This window comes from Pseudomonas sp. FSL W5-0299, assembly GCF_005930655.1.
In the GTDB taxonomy this organism is placed as follows: Bacteria; Pseudomonadota; Gammaproteobacteria; order Pseudomonadales; family Pseudomonadaceae; genus Aquipseudomonas; species Aquipseudomonas mandelii.
The window spans coordinates 134,484-158,023 of sequence record NZ_RXHX01000006.1; the positions used below are offsets into that span (position 1 = coordinate 134,484).

Annotated in this window: 15 protein-coding genes and 1 other RNA gene; 9 read left to right on the forward strand and 7 right to left on the reverse strand. The window is 60.4% G+C overall.

Going from position 1 to position 23,540, the window contains the following annotated elements; all coding sequences use genetic code 11:
- Nucleotides 1-56: 56 nt before the first annotated feature.
- Nucleotides 57-2,459, forward strand: coding sequence for a sensor domain-containing diguanylate cyclase (locus tag FHL16_RS10640; protein ID WP_077748201.1), 2,403 nt, complete (start codon nucleotides 57-59; stop codon nucleotides 2,457-2,459).
- A gap of 134 nt (nucleotides 2,460-2,593) precedes the next feature.
- Here the strand turns inward: FHL16_RS10640 and dacB are convergent, their stop codons facing one another.
- A complete protein-coding gene (gene dacB / locus FHL16_RS10645) occupies nucleotides 2,594-4,054 on the reverse strand; it encodes a D-alanyl-D-alanine carboxypeptidase/D-alanyl-D-alanine endopeptidase (protein WP_010456483.1) in 1,461 nt (486 codons plus the stop codon).
- A 234-nt stretch (nucleotides 4,055-4,288) separates the two neighbouring features.
- Between dacB and FHL16_RS10650 the strand changes: the two genes are divergently transcribed.
- Nucleotides 4,289-4,633, forward strand: coding sequence for a YggL family protein (locus FHL16_RS10650; protein ID WP_007896965.1), 345 nt, complete (start codon nucleotides 4,289-4,291; stop codon nucleotides 4,631-4,633).
- Between the two features lie 93 nt (nucleotides 4,634-4,726).
- Here the strand turns inward: FHL16_RS10650 and FHL16_RS10655 are convergent, their stop codons facing one another.
- On the reverse strand, nucleotides 4,727-5,917 hold the full coding sequence (locus tag FHL16_RS10655) for a benzoate/H(+) symporter BenE family transporter (protein ID WP_077748202.1): 1,191 nt from the start codon (nucleotides 5,915-5,917) through the stop codon (nucleotides 4,727-4,729).
- Nucleotides 5,918-6,309: 392 nt separating this feature from the next.
- Here FHL16_RS10655 and FHL16_RS10660 point away from each other — a divergent pair, with 392 nt between their 5' ends.
- Nucleotides 6,310-7,074, forward strand: coding sequence for a GntR family transcriptional regulator (locus FHL16_RS10660; RefSeq protein WP_010456474.1), 765 nt, complete (start codon nucleotides 6,310-6,312; stop codon nucleotides 7,072-7,074).
- A 157-nt stretch (nucleotides 7,075-7,231) separates the two neighbouring features.
- Here FHL16_RS10660 and guaD read toward each other — a convergent pair whose 3' ends face one another.
- The 4 genes from guaD to xdhA all read right to left on the reverse strand — a co-directional run bounded on the left by guaD (nucleotide 7,232) and on the right by xdhA (nucleotide 13,352).
- On the reverse strand, nucleotides 7,232-8,536 hold the full coding sequence (gene guaD / locus FHL16_RS10665; protein ID WP_010456473.1) for a guanine deaminase: 1,305 nt from the start codon (nucleotides 8,534-8,536) through the stop codon (nucleotides 7,232-7,234).
- Between the two features lie 8 nt (nucleotides 8,537-8,544).
- Nucleotides 8,545-9,390, reverse strand: coding sequence for a xanthine dehydrogenase accessory protein XdhC (xdhC, locus tag FHL16_RS10670; RefSeq protein ID WP_077748203.1), 846 nt, complete (start codon nucleotides 9,388-9,390; stop codon nucleotides 8,545-8,547).
- A 115-nt stretch (nucleotides 9,391-9,505) separates the two neighbouring features.
- Nucleotides 9,506-11,905: a xanthine dehydrogenase molybdopterin binding subunit gene (gene xdhB / locus FHL16_RS10675; RefSeq protein WP_077748204.1), complete on the reverse strand. Its 2,400-nt coding sequence runs from the start codon at nucleotides 11,903-11,905 to the stop codon at nucleotides 9,506-9,508.
- Nucleotides 11,898-13,352, reverse strand: a complete 1,455-nt coding sequence (xdhA, locus tag FHL16_RS10680; protein ID WP_010456467.1) for a xanthine dehydrogenase small subunit — start codon at nucleotides 13,350-13,352, stop codon at nucleotides 11,898-11,900. Before xdhA ends, xdhB begins: the two co-directional genes overlap by 8 nt.
- A gap of 266 nt (nucleotides 13,353-13,618) precedes the next feature.
- On the opposite strand from xdhA, the gene FHL16_RS10685 reads away from it, so the two are divergent.
- The 6 genes from FHL16_RS10685 to ffs all read left to right on the forward strand — a co-directional run bounded on the left by FHL16_RS10685 (nucleotide 13,619) and on the right by ffs (nucleotide 22,947).
- On the forward strand, nucleotides 13,619-14,278 hold the full coding sequence (locus tag FHL16_RS10685) for a GntR family transcriptional regulator (RefSeq protein ID WP_010456464.1): 660 nt from the start codon (nucleotides 13,619-13,621) through the stop codon (nucleotides 14,276-14,278).
- Nucleotides 14,279-14,280: 2 nt separating this feature from the next.
- Nucleotides 14,281-17,769: a chromosome segregation protein SMC gene (smc, locus tag FHL16_RS10690; protein WP_010456463.1), complete on the forward strand. Its 3,489-nt coding sequence runs from the start codon at nucleotides 14,281-14,283 to the stop codon at nucleotides 17,767-17,769.
- 258 nt (nucleotides 17,770-18,027) lie between these two features.
- Nucleotides 18,028-18,882 carry a cell division protein ZipA gene (zipA, locus tag FHL16_RS10695; RefSeq protein ID WP_010456461.1) on the forward strand — a complete coding sequence of 285 codons (855 nt, stop codon included), beginning with the start codon at nucleotides 18,028-18,030 and terminating at the stop codon, nucleotides 18,880-18,882.
- Nucleotides 18,883-18,973: 91 nt separating this feature from the next.
- Nucleotides 18,974-21,331 (forward strand): NAD-dependent DNA ligase LigA, encoded by a 2,358-nt coding sequence (ligA, locus tag FHL16_RS10700; RefSeq protein ID WP_077748205.1) that lies wholly within the window; start codon nucleotides 18,974-18,976, stop codon nucleotides 21,329-21,331.
- A 168-nt stretch (nucleotides 21,332-21,499) separates the two neighbouring features.
- Nucleotides 21,500-22,666: a zinc-binding metallopeptidase family protein gene (locus tag FHL16_RS10705; protein ID WP_077748206.1), complete on the forward strand. Its 1,167-nt coding sequence runs from the start codon at nucleotides 21,500-21,502 to the stop codon at nucleotides 22,664-22,666.
- A 184-nt stretch (nucleotides 22,667-22,850) separates the two neighbouring features.
- Nucleotides 22,851-22,947, forward strand: an RNA gene (gene ffs / locus FHL16_RS10710) — signal recognition particle sRNA small type.
- 182 nt (nucleotides 22,948-23,129) lie between these two features.
- Here ffs and FHL16_RS10715 read toward each other — a convergent pair.
- Entirely contained in the window at nucleotides 23,130-23,444 is a 315-nt protein-coding gene (locus FHL16_RS10715; RefSeq protein ID WP_010456454.1) for a helix-turn-helix domain-containing protein, read from the reverse strand.
- Nucleotides 23,445-23,540 lie beyond the last annotated feature (96 nt).

A 23,540-nucleotide genomic window follows, 5' to 3' on the forward strand; every position in this document is an offset into this window, starting at 1 on the left:
ATAACTCAACGCATGGCCAATGGGCTTTCCCGCACCTGGCGTTTTGAGTTGCGTTTATGTCGTTGCACGCCGTGCGCCCCAAGATCCTGGGTTTTATCAGTGAAGATGTCTCGGCCTGGTTGGTCGCGCTGCTGGTATTGCTCGTCGGTGGGATTCTCACTGGATTGCTGGCCTGGTCGACGCTGAATCTGTATCACCATCAATTACGGCAACGTTTCCAGCTGCTCGCCAGCGAACGTTACAGCCGCATCGAAGAACGTTTCGAAGATCAGGAGCAGCGCCTCGACGGCCTGCGCCGGTTCTTCGCCAATTCCGAGTCAGTCTCCCGCGCGGAGTTCGACGGTTACACCCAACCGCTGCTGCACCGCACGCAGGCGTATTCATTCGCGGCGCGGGTCACCCGTGCCGAGCGGGCGGCGTTCGAGCGCAAGGTGCGTGAAGAAGACGGTTTGAGCGACTTCACTCTGTGTGAGCTCAATGCCGAGGGCCAGCTGCAATTGGCCGCCGAGCGGAATGAATACGTGGCGGTGCGCTACAGCCAGACCCGAAGCCGACTCGGCTCGCCGCTGGGGTACGACTTGTTTGCCCAGCCGTTACGCCGCGCCACCCTTGATCGGGCGGACAAACTGGGCAGCATGGCCGTCTCGCAGCCGATGCATCTGGTCGGCATCGAGCCGGCGTATGCGCGTGGCGTGCTGCTGGTGGCGCCGGTGAAGCGTCAGCGTGATGCGGCGACGGCGGACATGAAACCCTACGGATATGTCATGGCCGTGATCAGCATGCGCCAGTTGCTGGCGGACGGGTTGCCGGAGGCCAGTTATGACTATCTCTCGGTACGCATCCTCGATCTGTCCACCGAGGATCAGCACGAAGTGCTTTACGAGTCCTCTAACCCGCCTGCGCCCAGTGAATTGTCCGCGACACGCCTGTTGCGTATGGCCGACCACGATTATCAAGTCGATATCCTGCCCAGCGAAGCCTTTCTGAAAGCCAACCATTCCTCGGTGACCAGCCTGGTGGTGCTCGGTGGCTTGCTCAGTGTGCTGCTCAGTGCGTTGCTCTACGTGCTGGTCAGCCAACGCCAGCGCGCACTGAAAATGGTCGAGCAGCGCACCCAGGAGCTGCACGCCCGCGAGCAGGAATTGCGTGGCACTCACGGCCAGTTGCGCGGCGTGCTGGATGCTGCGACGCAAGTGGCGATCATCGCCACCGACCTGCGAGGTGTCATCAACACCTTCAACGCCGGGGCCGAGCAAATGCTGGGGTACTCCAGCGCTGAAGTGGTGGGGCGCATGACCCTGGAAAACCTGCACTTTCCCCGAGAGCTGGTCGCACGCTCGGCGGAATTGAGTGCGCGCTATGGCAAGCCGATTCCGACCTGCCAGGCGATGTTGGTCGAAGGTGGAGAAGAAGGCGGTCATGAAGCTCGGGAGTGGACGCTGGTCCGTCAGGACAGCAGCCATTTGACCGTGAACATGCTCGCGACCCCGGTGCTCGACGAGCAAGGCCTGTGGGTCGGGCATCTGGCGATCTGCATCGACATCACCGAACGCAAGCGTGTCCACGAGGCCCTGGCCGCCCGAGACCTGTTGCTGAAAAAGCTCAGCGCCCATGTGCCCGGTGGCATTTATCAATTCAAGATGGAATTCGACGGCCGATTCAGTGTGATCTACGCCAGCGACGGGATTCGCGAGATCTATGAACTCGAGCCGGACGTTTTGCTGCTCAACGCCGAAGCGATTTTCACGCGGATTCATCCCCAGGACACAACCCGCGTTCGCGACTCGATACGCGCATCGGCGAATACGCTCAGCCCGTGGCGCGAGGAGTACCGGGTACAACTGCCTCAGCGCGGTCTGCGCTGGGTTCGCGGCGAGGCGACCCCGGAGGAACTGCCGGGCGGCGGCGTGCTCTGGCATGGCTATATCTCGGACATTTCCGACCTGAAACGGGTGGAAGAAGAACTGCGGGCGCTGTCGATCACCGACTCCCTGACCGGAATTCACAACCGCCGTTACTTTCAAGAGCGCCTGACCACCGAAATGGCCCGGGTCGAGCGCGGGGGTGGCGAGTTGTCGGTGATCATGCTCGACATCGACCACTTCAAGCGCATCAATGACCAGCATGGCCACGCCGTGGGTGATCGGGTGTTGCAGGCCGTGTGCGAGCGCATCGGCCATCGTCTGCGACGTACCGACGTGTTCTGCCGCCTGGGTGGCGAGGAATTCATGGTGCTGTGCCCGGACATCGGCGGCGAACAGGCCCACGTGCTGGCCTTGCAACTGTGGCAAGCCTTGCGCAGTTCACCGATCGAAGGCGTCGGGGTCGTGACCGCGAGTTTCGGGATCGCCAGTTGGCGAGTCGGGGAGGGCGCGGATGCGCTGTTGCTGCGGGCGGATTCTGGGGTTTATGCGGCGAAGCAGGCGGGACGGGATCGCGTTGAAGCAGAGATGAACTAAGCCTTCATGCTGACCCCTGTGGGCGTGAGCCTGCTCGAGATGGCGGTCTGTCAGTCACATCATTGCTGGATGTGCCGCCGTCATCGCGAGCAGGCTCGTTCCTGCATTGGATCTGTGGTGTCGTGTAGATCGGGTCAGAGCACCGAAGCCGTTTCCGGCACTTTCGGCTGGCGATACAGGTCCAGCAGCACCTGATCCAGCACCGACGATGCGCCAAACGGGGCCTTGTCGTTGAGGATCGCCACCACCGCCCAGGTGTTGCCGTTGACGTCACGGCTGTAACCGGAGATCGCGCGCACGGTGTTCAGGGTGCCGGTCTTGACGTGAGCTTCGCCGCGCATCGCCGTGGTTTTCAGGCGTTTACGCATGGTGCCGTCGGTGCCAGCAATCGGCATCGAGCTGATGAACTCGGCGGAGTAGGGACTGCGCCACGCGGCTTGCAGCATCGCCGCCATTTCACGAGCGCTCACGCGTTCGGCGCGAGACAGGCCGGAGCCGTTCTCCATCACCAGGTGCGGTGCGGTGATGCCTTTCTTCGCCAGCCACTGACGCACCACACGCTGGGCAGCCCTGGCGTCGTCACCGTCGGCGTCGGTGCGGAATTTCTGGCCCAGGCTCAGGAACAACTGCTGAGCCATGGTGTTGTTGCTGTATTTGTTGATGTCGCGAATGATTTCCGCCAGATCCGGCGAGTAGGCCCGGGCCAGCACCTTGGCGTTGCTCGGCGTTGGCGCCAGACGGTCCCTGCCCTGGATGCTGCCACCCAGTTCTTTCCAGATCGCCCGCACGGCACCCGCGGTATAGGTGGCGTGGTCAAGCAGCGACAGATAAGTCTGCGAGCTGCAGCCTTCGCCCAACTGACCGCCGACCGTCACAGTCACGCTGCCATCGGCCTGGGTCACCGGGTTGTAACGCACGCCACCGGTACATTGCTTGGAATTGACTGCTTTGACCTGGTTTTCAACTTTGATGCTGGCAATCGGCGGTTCCACCGACACCAGGACCCGGCCATTGTCGTTGCGTGCCACGAAGCGCAAGGCCTTGAGGTTGACCATCAGCGAATCAGGCTTGACCAGGAACGGCTTGTTGTCGTCATTGCCATCGTCGTTGAACTCAGGCAGTTGCGGTTGCACGAAGAAGCCACGATCCAACACCAGGTCGCCGGTGATTTGCGTCACGCCGTTGGCGCGCAAATCACGCATCAGCAGCCAGAGCTTTTCCATGTTCAGTTTCGGATCGCCGCCACCCTTGAGGTAGAGGTTGCCGTTGAGGATGCCGCCGCTGAGGGTGCCGTCGGTGTAGAACTCGGTTTTCCACTGATGGTTCGGGCCGAGCATTTCCAGCGCCGCATAGGTGGTTACCAGCTTCATGGTCGAAGCCGGGTTGACCGAAACGTCAGCGTTGTAAATGGTCGGTGTACCCGGGCCGTTCAGCGGGATCATCACCAGCGACAGGGCGTTGTCCGGAAGCTTGCTGGCCTTCAGGGCCTTTTCTACGTTGGGTGACAGACCGGTGTTGATGGTGGCGGCGGAAACGGAGAAGGCCAGAGGAAGAAGGAAGCCGGCCAGTAACAAGGGACGCAAAGATTTGATCATGTGAAATTGAACCCTGCATTCGAGGGGAAAAAAGGCGAGGGCATGAAGATAAATTCCCTCAGTGGTCATGAAAGTGTCGGCATTATGCCCCAAGGTGCAACGGCTTGTGCCTTGCCGTGGCCTTCTAATCCGCAATTTTTTTACCGACGGTCAGCGACGCGCCCCAGAGAGTCGGGCAATTAGCGGCTTAAACTGCTAAAGTGCCGCCCGTTATTACTTATGAGGATTGTTCCAATGGCGACTAACCGTTCCCAGCGTCTGCGCAAAAAACTGTGCGTCGATGAATTTCAAGAGCTGGGTTTCGAACTGAACCTGGATTTCAAAGAAGATTTGGCTGATGAAGCCATTGATGCTTTCCTCGACGCGTTCCTGAAAGAAGCCATGGAAGCCAACGGTCTGGGTTATGTTGGCGGCGACGACTTCGGTCTGGTTTGCCTGCAGAAGCGTGGCTCGGTGTCCGAAGAGCAGCGCGCTGCTGTTGAAGCCTGGCTCAAGGGCCGCAGCGAACTGACCGAAGCAACCGTCAGCCCGCTGATCGACGTCTGGTACCCGGAAAAGCCGATCAATCCGGTAGCTTGATGTCATGAAAAACGGCGACCCAAGGGTCGCCGTTTTTTTATGCCTGCTTTTTGCAGGTGCATGGCTTGGCCTGCGATGTCGATGTCGGGTCCCTCAGCCCTTGCGCCAATTCAGAATCACCAGCGTCAACACCCCCGCGACAATCCCCCAGAACGCCGACCCAATGGAAAACAGCGTCAGCCCCGACGCCGTGACCATAAAGGTAATCAACGCCGCCTCCCGCTCTTTCACTTCGGTCATGGCAATGCTCAGGCCATTGATGATCGAGCCGAACAGTGCCAGCGCCGCAATCGACAGCACCAGCTCTTTAGGCAGCGCCGCGAACAACGCTGCCAGCGTTGCGCCGAACACCCCGGCAATCCCGTAGAAAATCCCGCACCAGACCGCAGCCGTGTAGCGCTTGTTGCGATCCTCATGGGCATGCGGCCCGGTGCAGATCGCCGCGCTGATGGCTGCCAGGTTGATCCCGTGGGAGCCGAAAGGCGCCAGCAGCAGCGAGGCGATGCCGGTGGTGGTGATCAATGGCGAGGCGGGCACGGTGTAGCCGTCGGCGCGCAATACCGCGATGCCGGGCATGTTCTGCGAAGTCATCGCCACCACAAATAACGGAATACCGATGCTGATGGTCGCGGCCAGGGAGAAGTGCGGCGTGGTCCAGACCGGCGTCGCCACTTCCAGATGGAAACCGCTGAAGTCCAGCAGCCCCATGAACCCGGACAGCGCCGTGCCGATCAGCAACGCTGCGAGCACCGCGTAGCGAGGCGACAGGCGCTTGACCAGCAGATAAGTGAAGAACATTCCCAGCACCAGCCCGGTGCGATGCTGCGCGGCGACGAAGATTTCACTGCCAATCTTGAACAGAATCCCCGCCAGCAGGGCGGCGGCCAATGATGCCGGAATCTTTCTCACCAGCCGTTCGAAGCTGCCGGTCAGGCCGCAAATCGTCACCAGCACCGCGCAGGTGATGTAGGCACCGATGGCCTCGCCGTAACTCACGCCGCCCAGGCTGGTGATCAGCAACGCCGCGCCGGGGGTCGACCAGGCGATGGTGATCGGCGTGCGATAACGCAGGGACAGGCCGATCGAGCACACCGCCATGCCAATCGAGATCGCCCAGATCCACGACGAAATCTGCCCGCTGGTCAGGCCCGCCGCTTGTCCGGCTTGAAACATCAGGACCAGGGAGCTGGTGTAGCCGGTCATCATCGCGATGAAGCCGGCGACAATCGCCGACGGTGACGTATCGGCCAAGGGGCGAAGCTGCGTGTGCGTGGCGTCGTTCATGACAGCGGTGTTCCTTATGGCTAACGGTGACTTCAGCGTGGCTTTTGTGGCGAGGGAGCTTGCTCCCGCTCGGCGGCGAAGCCGTCGTAAACCCTGCTGACACGTTTTGATTGAAGCTGCGATCAGGTTGGTTTTGGGGCCGCTTCGCAGCCCAGCGGGAGCAAGCTCCCTTGCCACTGAGTTTGTACGGATCTCAAATTTATGGATTCAAGCCTAAACTCAAAAGTAACCAACCGTTGCGATACAGCAGAAGCGACAAACAGCCGTACAGTCGTGTTGCCACCATCCATTGTGTACAATCGCGCTGTTTATTACGCGATACTTGCCAGCGACCCACTGTGCCGTATTACAGTCACGGTCAATTCGCCGCAGTTCTCCCGACTCGAGTGCCCATGAACGAACAGTTGCAGCCCCTAAAGAAACAACCGCGAGCAGGCAAAGCCGGCCGCAGCGGTACCCAGGACGATATTGTCTACGCGCATATCTTCGAGGCCATCCTCGAACAGCGTCTGGCGCCCGGCACCAAGTTGAGCGAAGAAGCGCTGGGGGAAATTTTCGGGGTCAGTCGCACCATCATTCGCCGTGCACTGTCGCGCCTGGCTCATGAAGGCGTCGTGCTGCTGCGTCCGAACCGTGGCGCCGTGGTTGCCAGCCCCAGTGTTGAAGAGGCCCGTCAGGTGTTCCTGGCGCGGCGTCTGGTGGAGCGGGCGATCACTGAACTGGCGGTTCAACACGCGACTGCCGAGCAGATTGCCGAGTTGCGGCAAATGGTCAACGATGAGCGCGACAGCTTCTCCCGTGGCGATCGCGGTGCCGGCATCCGCCTGTCGGGCGAATTTCACCTGAAGCTGGCGGAAGCGGCGAAGAATGCGCCGCTGATCAGCTTCCAGCGCAGCCTGGTGTCCCAGACGTCGTTGATCATTGCCCAGTACGAAAGCGGCAACCGCTCCCACTGTTCTTACGACGAGCACACCCAACTGATCGACGCCATCGAAGCGCGCAACGGCGAGTTGGCGGTGAACCTGATGATGCATCACATGGATCACATCGACAGCAAACTCAACCTCGACGAGGAAAGCGCGTCGGATGATTTGCATGCGGTGTTCTCGCATTTATTGCAGACCAAAAAGCCAGGGCGGCCAGCGGTCAAGCTTTGAAAGATCGAGGTGCGGCCTTCGCGGGCAAGCCTCGCTCCTACAGGTTTAACGCGAAGCCCTTGTAGGAGCGAGGCTTGCCCGCGAAGGCGGCTTCAAAAGCAATAAAAAAATCCCCCGCAACCATCGATTGCGGGGGATTTTTTATGCCCGGAATAGCTTAGCGCTGATGCACCTGATTCCCCGCCGCATAGGTCTGCAGCACAGTCCGGTCATCCCCCAGCGTCATCAATACAAACAACGTCTCGGCAATGTTATTGGCCTGCTTCAAGCGATAGCTCAGCAGCGGCGTGGCGTTGTAGTCCAGCACCAGGAAGTCCGCGTCGGTGCCCGGATTCAGCGTGCCGATCTTGTCTTCCAGGCGCAGCGCACGCGCACCGCCCAGGGTCGCCAGGTACAGCGATTTGAACGGACTCAGGCGCGCACCTTGCAGCTGCATGACCTTGTAGGCTTCGTTCAACGTTTGCAGCAGCGAGAAACTGGTGCCGCCGCCCACGTCGGTGCCCAGGCCGACATTGAGTTTGTGCTTCTCGGCCATCGGCAAATTGAACAGGCCGCTGCCGAGGAAGAAGTTCGAGGTCGGGCAGAAAGCAATCGCCGAACCCGTCTGCGCCAGCCGCGCGCACTCGTCATCGCACAGGTGCACGCCGTGGGCGAATACCGAGCGCTCGCCGAGCAATTGGTAGTGGTCGTAAACGTCGAGGTAGCCCTTGCGCTCGGGGAACAGTTCCTTGACCCACTCGATTTCCTTGAGGTTTTCGCTGATGTGGGTCTGCATGTACAGGTCGGGGTACTCGCTGAGCAACTGGCCGGCGAGGGTCAGTTGTTCCGGGGTGCTGGTGGGGGCGAAGCGCGGGGTCACCGCGTAATGCAGGCGGCCCTTGCCATGCCAGCGCTCAATCAGCGCCTTGCTTTCCACGTAGCTGGATTCGGCGGTATCGGTCAGGTAGTCCGGGGCGTTGCGGTCCATCATCACCTTGCCGGCGATCATCCGCAGGTCCAGCTGCTCGGCGGCTTCAAAAAACGAGTTCACCGATTGCGGGTGAACGCTGCCGAACACCAGCGCCGTGGTGGTGCCGTTACGCAGCAGTTCCTTGATGAAAATGTCCGCGACTTCATCAGCGTGAGTCTTGTCAGCAAACTGGCTTTCACACGGGAAGGTGTAGGTGTTGAGCCAGTCCAGCAGCTGCTCGCCGTAAGCGCCGACCATGCCGGTTTGCGGTAAATGAATGTGAGTGTCGATGAAACCCGGGGTGATCAGCGCGTCCTGGTAATGAGTGATCTCGATATCGGCGGGCAGGGTCGGCAGCAAGTCGCTGGCGTGACCAAGGGCGCTTATCTGGCCGTTATCGACCACCAGCAGGCCGTCTTCGAAATACTCATACGAGGCTTCGATGCCCACTTCGGCGGGGTCGGCGATGCTGTGCAGGATGGCGGCGCGGTAGGCTTTGCGAGTCAGAGGCATGAGCTTTCTCAGTGGGAGGCTTGGCTGCGGCGTGATGCAGGCAGCAGTTTGGCGATCGATGATCCGGCGCTGGCAGTTTGCTGGCCGAAACTGGCGTTATAAGTGGCGATGATTTCGCCGGCGATGGAGATGGCGATTTCCACAGGCAACTTGCCTTTGACTTCGCCGATGCCCATCGGGCAGCGCATGCGTTGCAGCACGGCGCTGTCGAAACCACGGTCCCGCAGGCGGTGTTCGAACTTCACCCGTTTGGTCTTCGAACCGATCAGGCCGAAGTAGGCGAAGTCGTTGCGCTTGAGGATCGCGGCGGTGAGTTCGAGATCGAGCTGGTGGTTGTGGGTCATGACGATGCAGTAGCTGCCGGCGGGCAGATTGTCGATTTCATCCACCGGTTCTTCGGCGACGATTTTGCGCACGCCGTGGGGGATCTGCTCGGGGAATTCCGCTTCCCGCGAATCGATCCACCGCACCCGGCAGGGCAGGCTGGCGAGCAGCGGCACCAGCGCCCGGCCGACATGGCCGGCGCCGAACACAGCGATTTGCGCCTGGACCTGGCCCATCGGTTCGAACAGCAGCACGGTCACGCCGCCGCAGCACTGGCCGAGGCTGGCGCCGAGGCTGAAGCGCTCCAGGTGCGTGTCCTGCTTGCCGCTGGCCAGCATCTCGCGGCCGATCTGCATGGCCTTGTATTCCAGGTGCCCGCCACCGATGGTGTCGTAGGCCTGGGTGGCGCTGATGACCATTTTCGATCCGGCATTGCGCGGCGTCGAGCCGAGCTCTTCGATGATGGTCACCAGCACGCAGGGTTCACCCTGGGATTGCAGGTCGGCGAGGGCGTCGATCCAGTTGTACATGTTTCACCTCGACATCTTTGTTGTCTGTTCGGGACTCTTCGCGGGCAAGCCCGCTCCCACAGGGGAATGCGATCAACTGTGGGAGCGAGCCTGCTCGCGAAGGGCGCGCCTCGGTCTAGAGCGAAGCCAACGCCGGCTCTGCCTCGACGGCCTTCGCCGCCTTCAGCTGCCGCATCTGTTCACAGCCCCACAACACCCGCTCCGGAGTCGCCGGTGCGTCGATTTTCGGTTGATGCTTGTAGTCGCCCAGACTGGCCACGGCGTCCTTGATCGCACACCACGATGCGATACCCAACATGAACGGCGGCTCACCCACAGCCTTGGAATGGAACACCGTGTCTTCCGGGTTCTTGCGGTTTTCCACCAGCTTCACCCGAAGGTCCAGCGGCATGTCCGCCACGGCCGGGATCTTGTAGCTGGCCGGGCCGTTGGTCATCAGTTTGCCTTTGTTGTTCCACACCAGTTCTTCCATGGTCAGCCAGCCCATGCCCTGGATGAAACCGCCCTCGACCTGGCCGATGTCGATGGCCGGGTTCAGCGAGTCGCCGACGTCGTGGAGGATGTCGGTGCGCAGCATTTTGTACTCGCCGGTCAGGGTGTCGATGATCACCTCGCAACAGGCTGCACCGAAGGCGTAGTAATAGAACGGTCGACCACGGGCCTGACTGCGGTCGTAGAAGATTTTCGGGGTCTTGTAGAAGCCGGTGCTCGACAGCGACACCTGGGCGAAATACGCCTGCTGGATCAGCGCTTCGAAGGTCAGGATGTGATCACGAACCCGCACGTGACCGTTGTGGAACTCCACGTCTTCTTCGCTGACCTTGTACTGCCGGGCGGCAAATTCGATCAGGCGTTTCTTGATGATTTCCGCGGCGTTCTGTGCAGCTTTACCGTTGAGGTCGGCACCGCTGGAAGCAGCGGTCGGCGAGGTGTTCGGCACCTTGTCGGTGTTGGTCGCGGTGATCTGCACGCGGTCCATTTCCACCTGGAACACTTCGGCTACGACTTGCGCCACCTTGGTGTTCAAACCCTGGCCCATTTCCGTGCCGCCATGGTTCAGGTGGATGCTGCCATCGGTGTAGACGTGGATCAGCGCACCGGCCTGGTTGAGGAAGCTGGCGGTGAAGGAAATACCGAATTTCACCGGGGTCAGCGCCAGGCCTTTTTTCAGAATCGGGCTGTTGGCGTTGTAGCGACGAATCGCTTCGCGGCGTTCGGCGTACTGGCTGCTTTCTTCCAGTTCGGCGGTCATTTCCTCGAGCATGTTGTGCTCGACGGTCTGGTAGTAATGGGTGACGTTGCGCTCAGTCTTGCCGTAGTAGTTGGCCTTGCGCACCGCCAGCGGATCGAGGCCGAGATGGCGGGCAATCGCGTCCATCACTTCTTCGATGGCGACCATGCCTTGCGGGCCACCGAAGCCACGGTATGCGGTGTTCGACGCGGTGTTGGTTTTGCAGCGGTGACCGTTGATGGTCGCATCGCCCAGGTAGTACGAGTTGTCGGCATGGAACATCGCGCGGTCGACAATCGACGCCGAGAGGTCCGGCGAGCAACCGCAGTTGCCGGCCAGTTCCAGGGCGATGCCGTGCAGGCGACCGGTGCTGTCGAAGCCGACGTCGTACTCGACGTAGAACGGGTGACGCTTGCCGGTCATCAACATGTCTTCGACCCGCGGCAGGCGCATCTTGGTCGGCTGGCCGGTGAGGTGGGCGATGACTGCGCACAGGCACGCCGGGCTCGCAGCCTGGGTTTCCTTGCCGCCGAAACCACCGCCCATGCGGCGCATGTCGACGACGATTTTGTTCATCGACACATCCAGCACTTCAGCCACCAGTTTCTGCACTTCGGTGGGGTTCTGGGTCGAGCAGTAGACGATCATCCCGCCGTCTTCGGTCGGCATCACCGACGAGATCTGGGTTTCGAGGTAGAAGTGTTCCTGGCCGCCGATGTGCAGCGTGCCTTGAATGCGGTGTTCGGCAGTCGCCAATGCGCCGGCCGAATCGCCGCGCTGATGGGTGTGGCTGTCGAGCACAAAGTGGCGTTTGCGCAGGGCTTCGACCACGTCCAGCACCGGCTCGAGATCTTCGTATTCGATGATCGCCGCCATGGCGGCTTTGCGTGCGGTTTCCAGGTCTTTTGCGGCAACGGCCAGTACGGGTTGACCGACGAATTGCACATCGTCGATGGCCAGCAATGGATCGCCCGGCAGCAATGGGCCGATGTCTTTCAGGCCTGGCACATCTTTGTGGGTGATGGCGATGCGCACGCCTTCGAAGGCGTAGCAGGGCTTGGTGTCGATGCTGATGATTTTCGCGTGGGCGCGGTCCGAGAGGCGTGCGTAAACGTGCAGCTGGTTCGGAAATTCCAGACGGTCGTCGATGTACTGCGCTTCCCCGGACACATGTTTGGCGGCGCTGTCGTGCTTGACGCTGCGGCCGACACCGGTGGTCAGGTCCTTGGCGAACAGTTCAGCCAGTTCGGCCTGGGTCTTCTCTACGGCGTGATGGTTAGACATAAGCGGTCACCCGAGTCTCGATGTGCGGTGTTTGCAGTTCGATGAAGTATTTACGCAGCAGGTTTTGCGCGCTGAGCAGGCGATATTCCTTGCTGGCGCGGAAGTCCGAGAGCGGCGTGAAATCTTCGGCCAATGCGGCGCAGGCGCGTTCGACGGTGGCGTGATTGAACGGCGCGCCGAGCAATACGGTTTCGCAGTTATTCGCACGTTTCGGAATCGCGGCCATGCCGCCGAACGCTACGCGGGCGTCGGCGATCACGCCGTTGTCGATGCGCAGGTTGAACGCGGCGCAAACGGCGGAAATATCATCGTCCAGACGTTTCGACACTTTGTAGGCGCGGAACAATTGTTCGGCGCTGGCACGCGGCACGATGATCTTCTCGATGAACTCGCTTTCCTGGCGCGCGGTGACGCGGTAATCGATGAAGTAATCTTCCAGCGCCAGGGTGCGACGGGTTTCGCCTTTGCACAAAACGATCTGCGCGCCCAAGGCAATCAGCAGCGGTGGCGAGTCTCCAATCGGCGAGGCGTTGCCGATGTTGCCGCCGAGGGTGCCCTGGTTGCGGATCTGCAAGGAGGCGAAGCGTTGCAGCAATTCGCCGAAGTCCGGGTATTCGGCTTTCAAGGCTTCGTAGCAATCGGAGAGGGCGGTGGCGGCGCCGATTTCCAGACGATCATCGAAGCGCTCGATGCGCTTCATTTCGGCGACGTTGCCGACGTAGATCATCACTGGCAACGTGCGATGGAATTGGGTGACTTCCAATGCCAGATCCGTACCGCCGGCCAGCAGCCGGGCCTGTGGATAAGCGTCGTAGAGGTCAGCCAGATCGGCCACGGTCAGCGGCACCAGGCAGCGCTTGTCGCCACTGTTGAGTTCGCCGATGTCGGTAGGGGCGATGGCTTTCAGGCGGGCGATGGTATCGGCTTCGCGCGCATCGAACTGATCCGCTTGCTTGCCGCAGCAGGATTGTTCGGCGGCGGCCAGAATCGGCCGATAGCCGGTGCAGCGGCAGAGGTTGCCGGCCAGCGCTTCGTGGGCCTTGTGGGCGTCGGGCTGATCGCTGTTCTTTTGCAGCGCGAACAGCGACATCACGAAGCCCGGGGTGCAGAAGCCGCATTGCGAGCCGTGGCACTCGACCATGGCTTTCTGCACGCTGTGCAGCTCGCCCTGGTGCTTGAGGTCTTCGACGCTGATCAGTTGTTTACCGTGCAATGACGACACGAACGTCAGGCACGAGTTGAGGCTGCGATAGCGAATGTATTCGCGGCCATCGTCATCCGTTTGCAGCTCGCCGACCACCACGGTACAGGCGCCGCAGTCACCACTGGCGCAGCCTTCTTTGGTGCCGGGTTTGCCCACATGGTCGCGCAGATAATTGAGCACGGTCAGGTTTGGGTCCAGGGCGTGCTCGCTACGGAGTTCCTGGTTAAGTAAAAACTGGATCACGGAAGGCCTCGCAGACTCATTATTGTTGTTAACCGACTTGGACCGAATTTATCAGGTCTGACTTTGCGGTCAATGATTTTCTGACTTAAAGGTCAGGAAACGCCATTTTGTCGATCAACGACTCGTTCCTTCATTATTGACCCTCGCGGGTTAGCCTGCTTTTTGCTTGATTCGTGCCAAAAACCGCTGAGTGGGCACTCCGCCATGACCCTTCATGTGCGCTACACTGCGCCGCTTGTGCAGATCGAAGAGTTTGAAGGACAACCATGACGTTCAAGGCGCCGGACAGCCTCGCCGAGCAAATTGCTCACCACCTCGCCGAACGCATCATTCGTGGCGAAATGAAGCCCGGGGAGCGCATCCAGGAACAGAAGGTCACGCTGGCCCTCAATGTCAGCCGCGGTTCGGTCCGCGAAGCCTTGCTGATCCTCGAGCGCCGCCACCTGATCGCGATCCTGCCGCGCCGCGGTGCCCACGTTACCGAACTCACCGCACACAAGGTGCAGAGCCTGTGCACGCTGATGAGCGAGCTGTACATCTTGCTCGGCAACGCCGTCGCCAAAGGCTGGCAGGTCCAGTCTGACATGGCGCCGTTCGTGCAGATCCAGCAGCGCCTGGCCGCCAGCTATGAGCGTCAGGACATCCGCACCTTCGTCGACGACAGTTTCAATGTGATGCGCGCCGCGTACCCGTTTGCCAACAATCCGTACTTGCAGGAAACCGTCGAGAATCTGCAACCGGCGATGAGCCGTGCGTACTTCCTCGCCCTGGACCAGCGCAAGGCGTCGATGAGCGAGTTCCTGGAGTTGTTCGAACGTTTGCTGGCCGCCGTGCTGGCCCGTGACTTTCCGCTGATCCGCGAAGTGCTGACGGCCTATGCCCAGCGCAGTTGCGATCTGGTGGTTTCTGCCCTGACGGACGCTTAAGCGTGCGGCTCAAGTGCATAAAACTGGCCGGGTTCAAATCCTTCGTCGATCCGACCACCGTGAACTTCCCCAGCAACATGGCGGCCGTGGTAGGGCCCAATGGCTGCGGCAAGTCGAACATCATCGACGCCGTTCGCTGGGTGATGGGCGAAAGTTCGGCGAAGAACCTCCGTGGCGAGTCGATGACCGACGTCATCTTCAACGGTTCGACCAGCCGTAAGCCCGTGAGTCAGGCGAGTATCGAGCTGGTGTTCGATAACTCCGACGGCACGCTGCTTGGCGAATACGCCGCCTATGCGGAAATTTCCATTCGCCGCAAAGTGACCCGCGACAGCCAGACCACCTACTACCTCAACGGCACCAAATGCCGTCGTCGAGATATCACCGACATCTTTCTGGGCACAGGCCTGGGCCCGCGCAGCTATTCGATCATCGAGCAGGGGATGATCTCCAAGCTGATCGAGTCCAAGCCCGAAGACCTGCGCAACTTCATCGAAGAAGCGGCGGGCATCTCCAAGTACAAGGAGCGTCGGCGCGAGACCGAAAACCGTATCCGTCGCACCCATGAAAACCTGGCCCGCCTGACCGATTTGCGTGAAGAACTCGAGCGTCAGCTTGAGCGTTTGCATCGCCAGGCCGAGGCCGCCAAGAAGTATCAGGAATACAAAGGCGAGGAGCGTCAGCTCAAGGCCCAGCTGTCGGCCCTGCGCTGGCAGGCTTTGAACGAACAGGTCGGGCAGCGCGAAGCAGTCATTGGCAATCAGGAAGTCACGTTCGAAGCGTTGGTCGCTGAACAGCGCAACGCCGATGCGGCCATCGAGCGCTTGCGTGACGGGCACCATGATCTGTCCGAGCGCTTCAATCTGGTGCAGGGACGCTTCTATTCGGTCGGCGGCGACATCGCCCGGGTCGAGCAGAGCATCCAGCATGGTCAGCAGCGTTTGCGGCAGTTGCAGGATGATCTTAAAGAAGCCGAGCGTGCGCGACTGGAAACCGAATCTCACCTCGGCCACGACCGCACCTTGCTGCTGACCCTCGGTGAAGAGCTGGACATGCTCACGCCGGAGCAGGAAGTCACCAGCGCCGCCGCCGAAGAAGCCGCCGCTGCGCTGGAAGAATCCGAAACCACCATGCACGGCTGGCAGGAGCAGTGGGACACCTTCAACCTCACGGCCGCCGAGCCGCGTCGCCAGTCCGAGGTCCAGCAGTCACGCATTCAGCAACTCGAAACCAGCATGGAGCGTCTGGCCGATCGCCAGAAGCGACTTGGCGAAGAGCGCGCATTGCTCTCGGCGGACCCGGAAGATGCGGCGATCATGGAGCTCAGTGAGCAACTGGCCGCGAGCGAGGCGACGCTTGAAGATTTACAGGCCAGCGAAGAGGCCCAGGTCGAACGCCTTGAGCAACTGCGTCAGGAATTGCAATTAGCGCTGCAAAATCAGCAGCAGGCTCAGGGTGATTTGCAGCGCCTCAACGGTCGCCTTGCGTCCCTTGAAGCCTTGCAGCAAGCCGCGCTCGATCCGGGCACCGGCACCGCGCAATGGCTGCGCGAACAGCACCTGGCGGACCGCCCGCGTCTGGCCGAAGGACTGAAAGTCGAGGCGGGTTGGGAGCTGGCGGTGGAAACCGTGCTCGGTGCCGACCTCCAGGCGGTGCTGGTGGACGACTTCGGCGATTTCGATCTGGCCGGTTTTGCCCAAGGCGATTTGCGTTTGCTCAGCCCGGCCAGTGATGGCGTGCGCGTACCGGGCAGCCTGCTTGACAAGGTTGAAGCGCAGATCGATCTGTCGCCCTGGCTGGGACAGGTCAAGCCGGTTGAGAATCTTGAGCAAGCGTTGGCCCTGCGCAGTCAGCTAAGTGTCGGCCAGAGCTTGATCAGTCGCGACGGCTATTGGGTTGGCCGACACTTTCTACGTGTTCGCCGGGCCAGCGAAGCGGAAAGCGGCGTGCTCGCCCGTGGGCAGGAAATCCAGCGTCTGAGCATCGAGCGCGAAGAGCGCGAGGCCACGGTCGAAACCCTGGAAACCCAACTTCAGACGCTCAGGGCGCAGCAGCGCCAGCAGGAAAACGGTCGCGAACATTTGCGCCGTTTGCTGCAAGACGAAGCGCGTCAGCAAGGTGAATTGAAAGCTCAGTTGTCGGCCGGCAAGGCCAAGGTTGAGCAGCTGACGTTGCGTCGAACCCGCCTTGATGAAGAACTCACCGAGCTGGCTGAGCAACGGGCGCTGGAGCACGAAAACATCGGCGAAGCGCGCCTGCAATTGCAGGAAGCCCTCGACGCCATGGCGCTGGACACCGAGCAGCGCGAGTTGCTGCTGGCCCAGCGCGACAGCTTGCGCGAGCGACTTGATCGCGTGCGTCAGGAAGCCCGGCAACACAAGGATCACGCCCATCAGTTGGCGGTACGCCTCGGCTCGCTCAAGGCGCAACATGACTCGACGCGTCAGGCGCTGGAACGCCTGGAGATGCAGTCCGAGCGCCTGACCGAGAAACGCGAACAGCTGAGCCTTAATCTGGAGGAGGGCGAGGCACCGCTGGAAGAGCTGCGCCTGAAACTCGAAGAGTTGCTCGATAAGCGCATGACGGTCGACGAAGAAATGAAGTCGGCTCAGATCGCTCTGGAAGACGCTGACCGTGAATTGCGCGATGCGGAAAAACGACGCAGCCAGGCCGAGCAGCAATCGCAGTTGATCCGTGGCCAGATGGAAACCCAGCGCATGGAATGGCAAGCCCTGACCGTGCGACGCAAGACCCTCGAAGATCAGTTGCTTGAGGATGGCTACGACCTGCATGGCGTGCTCGCCACGCTGACCGCCGAGGCCAGCGAGAAAGACGCTGAAGAAGAACTCGAACGCATTGCCGCGCGCATTCAGCGCCTCGGTGCGATCAACCTGGCGGCCATCGACGAATACCAGCAACAATCCGAGCGTAAACGTTATCTGGATGCGCAGAACGACGATCTGGTGGAAGCGCTGGACACTCTGGAAAACGTGATTCGCAAGATCGACAAGGAAACCCGAAACCGCTTCAAAGATACCTTTGATCAGATCAATGGCGGATTACAGGCCCTTTTCCCAAAAGTTTTCGGTGGAGGGCGCGCGTATTTGGAACTGACGGGCGAAGATCTACTCGATACAGGGGTAACGATCATGGCGCAGCCGCCAGGAAAGAAGAACAGCACCATCCATTTGCTCTCCGGTGGCGAAAAAGCCCTGACCGCATTGGCCCTGGTTTTTGCGATCTTCAAGTTGAATCCGGCACCGTTCTGCATGCTCGATGAAGTTGACGCGCCGCTGGACGACGCGAACGTTGGACGCTACGCACGGTTGGTCAAAGAGATGTCGCAGACGGTTCAGTTCATCTACATCACCCACAACAAGATCGCCATGGAAATGGCCGATCAACTGATGGGGGTAACGATGCACGAACCGGGTTGTTCGCGTCTGGTGGCAGTGGATGTCGAGGAGGCGATGGCGATGGTGGAGGCCTGAGCCGGTGCTTGTAGGGCAAGTATTTTTGGTCTGTAGGACTTTTTTACCTGTCTTGACTTGCTGGCCAATCGACATATTCGCGCGAGCCATTGTGACAGACGGTGTAAAGTTGCCTTTGGTCGTGCTAGTTTAATGTCAATTTTTCGTATACGTGGGCAAAACGCCTGTCAGAACATAGAGTTGGCGCCACGTTTTAAAGCGGTTTACGAGTTGTAAACCCCTTATTTTTCAGCATTTTTTATAGAGGCACGGGATTACATGGAAATCGGTCTGCGCGAGTGGCTGATCGTCATCGGCATTATTGTCATTGCCGGTATTCTTTTCGATGGCTGGCGTCGCATGCGCGGCGGCAAGGGAAAACTGAAATTCCGTCTTGACCGAAGTTTGTCCAACCTGCCGGACGAGGACACCAGCGCCGAGCTGTTGGGCCCGCCCCGCGTGCTGGACACGCATAAGGAACCGCAACTGGACGAGCATGATCTGCCGTCGGTGAGCATGCCTGCCCGTGAACCGCGTGAATCGGGTTCCAAGCGCGGCAAGCGTGGCCATGGCGAGCCTTCCCAGGGCGACATGAACCTCAGCCTGGACCTGGACGGCGGCCCGAGCTTCAGCAGCCGTGACGACGACTTCCCGGATGACACCAAGTCCTCGCCGTCGGTCAGCGACAAGGAACAACCGCAAGCCGAAGAAGTGCTGGTGATCAGCGTGATCTGCCGTGACGCTGCCGGCTTCAAGGGCCCGGCGTTGTTGCAGAATATTCTGGAGAGCGGTCTGCGTTTCGGCGAAATGGATATTTTCCACCGTCACGAGAGCATGGCCGGCAACGGTGAGGTGTTGTTCTCCATGGCCAATGCGGTCAAGCCGGGCGTCTTCGATCTGGACGACATCGACCACTTCAGCACGCCGGCGGTGAGCTTCTTCCTCGGCCTGCCAGGCCCGCGTCATCCGAAGCAAGCCTTCGACGTGATGGTGGCCGCGGCGCGCAAATTGTCCCAGGAGCTGAACGGCGAACTGAAAGACGACCAGCGCAGCGTGCTGACCGCCCAGACGATCGAGCATTACCGTCAGCGCATCGTCGAATTCGAACGTCGCGCCCTGACCCAGAAGCGTTGATTCAAAAGGTTGTCCCCGCGCCGTGCGCGGGACGATCAGCAAAATAGATTGAGCAGCCTCGGCTGCTCTTTTGCTTTATGAGAGAACACCCATGACCGCCGCCAAAACCCGCATTCTCGAGCTGCGCGCTGAGCTGGATCAGCACAACTACCGTTACCACGTACTAGACGAGCCAAGCGTTCCGGACGTCGAATACGATCGTTTGTTCCATGAACTCAAGGCCCTTGAAGCCGCCCATCCCGAGCTGGTCACCAGCGACTCGCCGACCCAGCGCGTCGGCAGCGCGGCGCTGTCGGCGTTCACCCAGGTACGCCACGAAGTGCCGATGCTCAGCCTCGGCAACGCCTTCGAAGAAAGCGACATGCGCGAGTTCGATCGCCGGGTAACGGAAGGTCTCGACTTGCCGGCCGGCGACCTGTTTGGCGGCGGCGCGGCGGTGGAATACAGCTGCGAACCCAAGCTCGATGGCCTGGCGGTCAGCCTGCTTTATCAGGATGGTATGTTGGTGCGCGGTGCGACGCGCGGCGACGGCACCACCGGCGAAGACATCAGCGTCAACGTGCGCACCGTGCGCAACATCCCGCTGAAGCTACAGGGAACCGGCTGGCCGGCGACCCTGGAAGTGCGCGGCGAAGTGTTCATGTCCAAGGCCGGTTTCGAGCGCCTGAACGCCACGCAGCTGGAGGTCGGCGGCAAGACCTTCGCCAACCCGCGCAACGCGGCGGCGGGCAGCTTGCGGCAGCTGGATTCGAAGATCACCGCCAACCGTCCGCTGGAGTTCTGCTGCTACGGTATCGGCCAGATTTCGGCGGACATCGCCGATACGCACATCGGTAATCTCAAGCAGCTGCAGACCTGGGGCCTGCCGATCAGTCGCGAGCTGAAACTGGCGCACGGCATTGATGAATGCCTGGATTACTACCGCGACATCGGTGAGCGCCGCAACGGCCTGGCCTATGAAATCGATGGCGTGGTGTTCAAGGTCAACAGCATCGCGTCCCAGCGTGAGCTCGGTTTTCGCGCGCGCGAACCGCGTTGGGCAATTGCCCACAAATTCCCGGCCATGGAAGAGCTCACCGAACTGCTCGACGTCGAATTCCAGGTCGGCCGCACCGGTGCCGTTACGCCCGTGGCGCGCTTGAGGCCGGTCAAGGTCGCCGGTGTCACCGTGGCCAATGCGACGTTGCACAACATGGACGAAGTGGCTCGCCTGGGCCTGATGATCGGCGACACCGTGATCATCCGCCGCGCGGGCGACGTGATTCCGCAAGTGGTGCAAGTGATCATGGATCGCCGCCCGGACGACGCGCGTCCGGTACAGATTCCGCAGCAGTGCCCGGTGTGCGGCTCGCATGTCGAGCGCACGCAGCTGGTCAAGCGCAGCAAGGGTCGCGAGACCGTCAGCGAAGGGGCGGTTTACCGCTGTGTCGGTCGTCTGGCCTGCGGTGCGCAACTCAAGCAGGCGATCATCCACTTCGTCTCCCGTCGTGCGATGGACATTGAAGGCCTGGGCGACAAGAGCGTCGAGCAATTGGTCGATGAGGGGCTGGTGAGTTCTCCCGCCGATCTGTATGCCTTGAAGTTCGAGGACATTGTCGATCTCGAAGGCTTTGCCGAGCTGTCGAGCAATAAACTGCTCGCCGCGATCAAGGACAGCAAGACACCGAGCCTGGCACGGTTCATCTATGCCCTCGGGATCCCTGACGTCGGCGAAGAGACGGCCAAGGTCCTGGCGCGCTCTCTCGGCTCGCTGGAGCGGGTTCAGCAGGCGTTGCCGCAAGTGCTCACGTACTTGCCGGATGTCGGCCTGGAAGTGGCTCACGAGATTCACAGCTTCTTTGAAGATGCGCATAACCAGCAGGTTATTGCGAAGTTGCTCGAGCACGGCCTGCAGATTCAGGATCAGGGCGAGTTGGGGGCCGAATTTGCTGCCAGCACGACGCTGGGCGGTTTCCTCGACAAGCTGAACATTCCGTCGGTCGGGCCGGGCGGGGCGCAGAAGCTGGCGGACAAGTTTGGTTCGCTGGAATCGGTCATGAACGCCGATTGGCTGGACATGCGCCAGGCCTTGCCGGAGAAGCAGGCGAATTCGGTTCGAGCGTTTTTCGCGGTTGCTGAAAACCGTCAGATAGCTGAGGCGGCTGAACAGCAGTTGCGTGATTTCGGCATGCATTGGAAGAGCGAGAAAAAAGTCGTCGAAGGCCTGCCGCTGGCTGGGCAGACCTGGGTGCTGACCGGTTCGCTGGAATTGATGAGCCGTGATATCGCCAAGGACAAACTCGAAAGCCTCGGGGCCAAGGTGGCCGGTTCGGTGTCGGCCAAGACCCATTGCGTGGTGGCCGGGCCGGGTGCCGGTTCGAAGTTGGCCAAGGCCAATGAATTGGGACTGAAAGTGCTAGATGAAGAGGCGTTTGTCGATTTCCTGAAAAAACACGGCATCTCTGTCTGACACCCAACCTGTGGCGAGGGAGCTTGCTCCCGTTCGACTGCGCAGCAGTCGCCAAGACTTCGGGCAGCGCTTCGCAGCCGAGCGGGAGCAAGCTCCCTCGCCACAGAAAACGGAACGATCCTCGCTGGGGAATGATCTAGTCTTGGCAAGCCCCAGGGAGAGATCGCCATGTACCGCTTCTTCGAACAGCTCAGCTCACGCATCGCCGCGCCCTTCATGGGTGGAAGTTCGCGCAACAGCAAGGTCTGGCAGTGCCGCTGCGGGCAGTCGCTTTTCTTTCGCAACAGCCAGTGCCTGGCCTGTTCGGCAGCCTTGGGCTATCAGCCGGAGCAGAGTCGCCTGTCCTCGCTGCAGCCGGGTGTGCTGGCGGATACCTGGTTGCTTGACGCCGACCCCGAAGCCGGCCTGTTCCGGCGCTGCGCCAACCTCGATTCCCCGGCTGCGTGTAATTGGCTGCTGGCCGCCAATGACCATGATGCGCTGTGCATCGCCTGTAGCCTGAATCGCACCATCCCTGACCTCTCAATTGCCGAAAACCACGAACGCTGGCGTCAGGTCGAAACCGCCAAGCGGCGTCTGGTCGCGCAGTTGATCAGCCTGGGATTGCAGGTGATTCCCAAAAGCGTCGACGAACAGACCGGTCTCGCCTTCGATTTCATCGGTGTTGACCTGGAAGGCAAACCGCCGACCACGGGGCACGCCAATGGCCTGATCACCCTCGATATCAAGGAAGCCGATGACGCCCACCGCGAAAAGGTCCGGGTGCAAATGCACGAGCCTTATCGCACGCTGCTCGGGCATTTTCGTCATGAAGTCGGGCATTACTACTGGGACCGGCTGATCGCCAACAGTCATTGGCTGGAACCGTTCCGCAACCTGTTCGGCGACGAGCGTCTCAGCTACGCCGACGCCCTCGAACGCCATTATCAGCAAGGCGCACCGCTCGACTGGCAGCAGCAATGTGTCAGCGCCTACGCCACCATGCATCCATGGGAAGATTGGGCGGAAACCTGGGCGCATTACCTGCACATGATGGACGCGGTGGACACGGCGCTGGGGTTTGGCATGAGCGCGCGCGAGATGGATTTCGACTACCAGCCATTCCCGCTCGACACGCTCTACGATCCACAGCATCCCGGCGGCGCGGCGTTCCTGTCGTTCGTCAACGCATGGATCGAACTGGCCGGCATGCTCAACGAGCTGTCGCGGAGCATGGGGCAGCCGGATTTCTATCCGTTTGTGCTGCCGCCCGCGGTTATCGCCAAACTGCACTTCATCCATCTGGTGATCCAGCAGGAGGGCGGCAGGGCGGATGAGGTGTTGCAAGACCTGTAGCCGCCTGCATTCACTTGCAGCAGCCTCGCAAGCTCGACAGCTGCTACATGACTACGGTGTTCTGCAGACTTTGCATGTCCTTGAACCAGCACATATTTTTTAATCCCCCCGAACGGTTGTAACTTCGTCCCAGATAGGTACAATGGCGCGGCTCGCCGTCAGGTGAGCGTCGTTATGGTGACCCCATCGGTCCCCCCGCAACGATTACCCGTGAACCTGGTCAGATCCGGAAGGAAGCAGCCACAGCGGGAACATTGTGTGCCGGGGTGTGGCTGGTGGGGTTGCCTCCATAACGCACCGCGAGCCCTCTCTCGCGTTTTCTGTCTGAAAATACTTAGTGTGTGTTGCTGCCATGGCCCTTGATCCAGGCGGTTTTTTGTCGTTCCTGATTTTTAGAATGAATATAAAAAAGGAGGCCGATGTGTCGTATCAGACACGTCGGCCTCCTTTTTCATTTCCACCACTAAGGCTTGGACAAGGCCTGGTCAACCGCTGCGATCAGCTTTCCCAGATCCTTCGGGGTGGCTTTATGGATGACACCGAACAGATACGCCCGCTGTTCATCTTCATCACCCATATCGGCGAAAAAGGCTTTCAGCTTTACGTCCAGCACGTCGGCAAGCAAGAACAAGGCTTCGACGCTGGGGGTATAGGTTCCGGTTTCAAAGCGGCTGATGGTTTTGGGGTCAAAACCGGTTTTTTCGCCGAGTTCAGCCTGAGTAAGCCCCGCGACCTTGCGGTAGCGTCGGATGGCCGGACCCAAACTTGAAATTTGCATCGCTCAATTCCCATTTAGAATCAAGAACTTAACGATAGATTTTCGCATTAGACAACCGCATGATCCATCACCTTGCTTTGCAAAATGTGATGCGTT

Coding starts and splice junctions, on each gene's coding strand:
- FHL16_RS10640 (WP_077748201.1), top strand. CDS start 57: ATGTCGTTGCACGCCGTGCGCCCCAAGATCCTGGGTTTTATCAGTGAA.
- dacB (WP_010456483.1), bottom strand. CDS start 4,054: ATGATCAAATCTTTGCGTCCCTTGTTACTGGCCGGCTTCCTTCTTCCT.
- FHL16_RS10650 (WP_007896965.1), top strand. CDS start 4,289: ATGGCGACTAACCGTTCCCAGCGTCTGCGCAAAAAACTGTGCGTCGAT.
- FHL16_RS10655 (WP_077748202.1), bottom strand. CDS start 5,917: ATGAACGACGCCACGCACACGCAGCTTCGCCCCTTGGCCGATACGTCA.
- FHL16_RS10660 (WP_010456474.1), top strand. CDS start 6,310: ATGAACGAACAGTTGCAGCCCCTAAAGAAACAACCGCGAGCAGGCAAA.
- guaD (WP_010456473.1), bottom strand. CDS start 8,536: ATGCCTCTGACTCGCAAAGCCTACCGCGCCGCCATCCTGCACAGCATC.
- xdhC (WP_077748203.1), bottom strand. CDS start 9,390: ATGTACAACTGGATCGACGCCCTCGCCGACCTGCAATCCCAGGGTGAA.
- xdhB (WP_077748204.1), bottom strand. CDS start 11,905: ATGTCTAACCATCACGCCGTAGAGAAGACCCAGGCCGAACTGGCTGAA.
- FHL16_RS10685 (WP_010456464.1), top strand. CDS start 13,619: ATGACGTTCAAGGCGCCGGACAGCCTCGCCGAGCAAATTGCTCACCAC.
- zipA (WP_010456461.1), top strand. CDS start 18,028: ATGGAAATCGGTCTGCGCGAGTGGCTGATCGTCATCGGCATTATTGTC.
- ligA (WP_077748205.1), top strand. CDS start 18,974: ATGACCGCCGCCAAAACCCGCATTCTCGAGCTGCGCGCTGAGCTGGAT.
- FHL16_RS10705 (WP_077748206.1), top strand. CDS start 21,500: ATGTACCGCTTCTTCGAACAGCTCAGCTCACGCATCGCCGCGCCCTTC.
- FHL16_RS10715 (WP_010456454.1), bottom strand. CDS start 23,444: ATGCAAATTTCAAGTTTGGGTCCGGCCATCCGACGCTACCGCAAGGTC.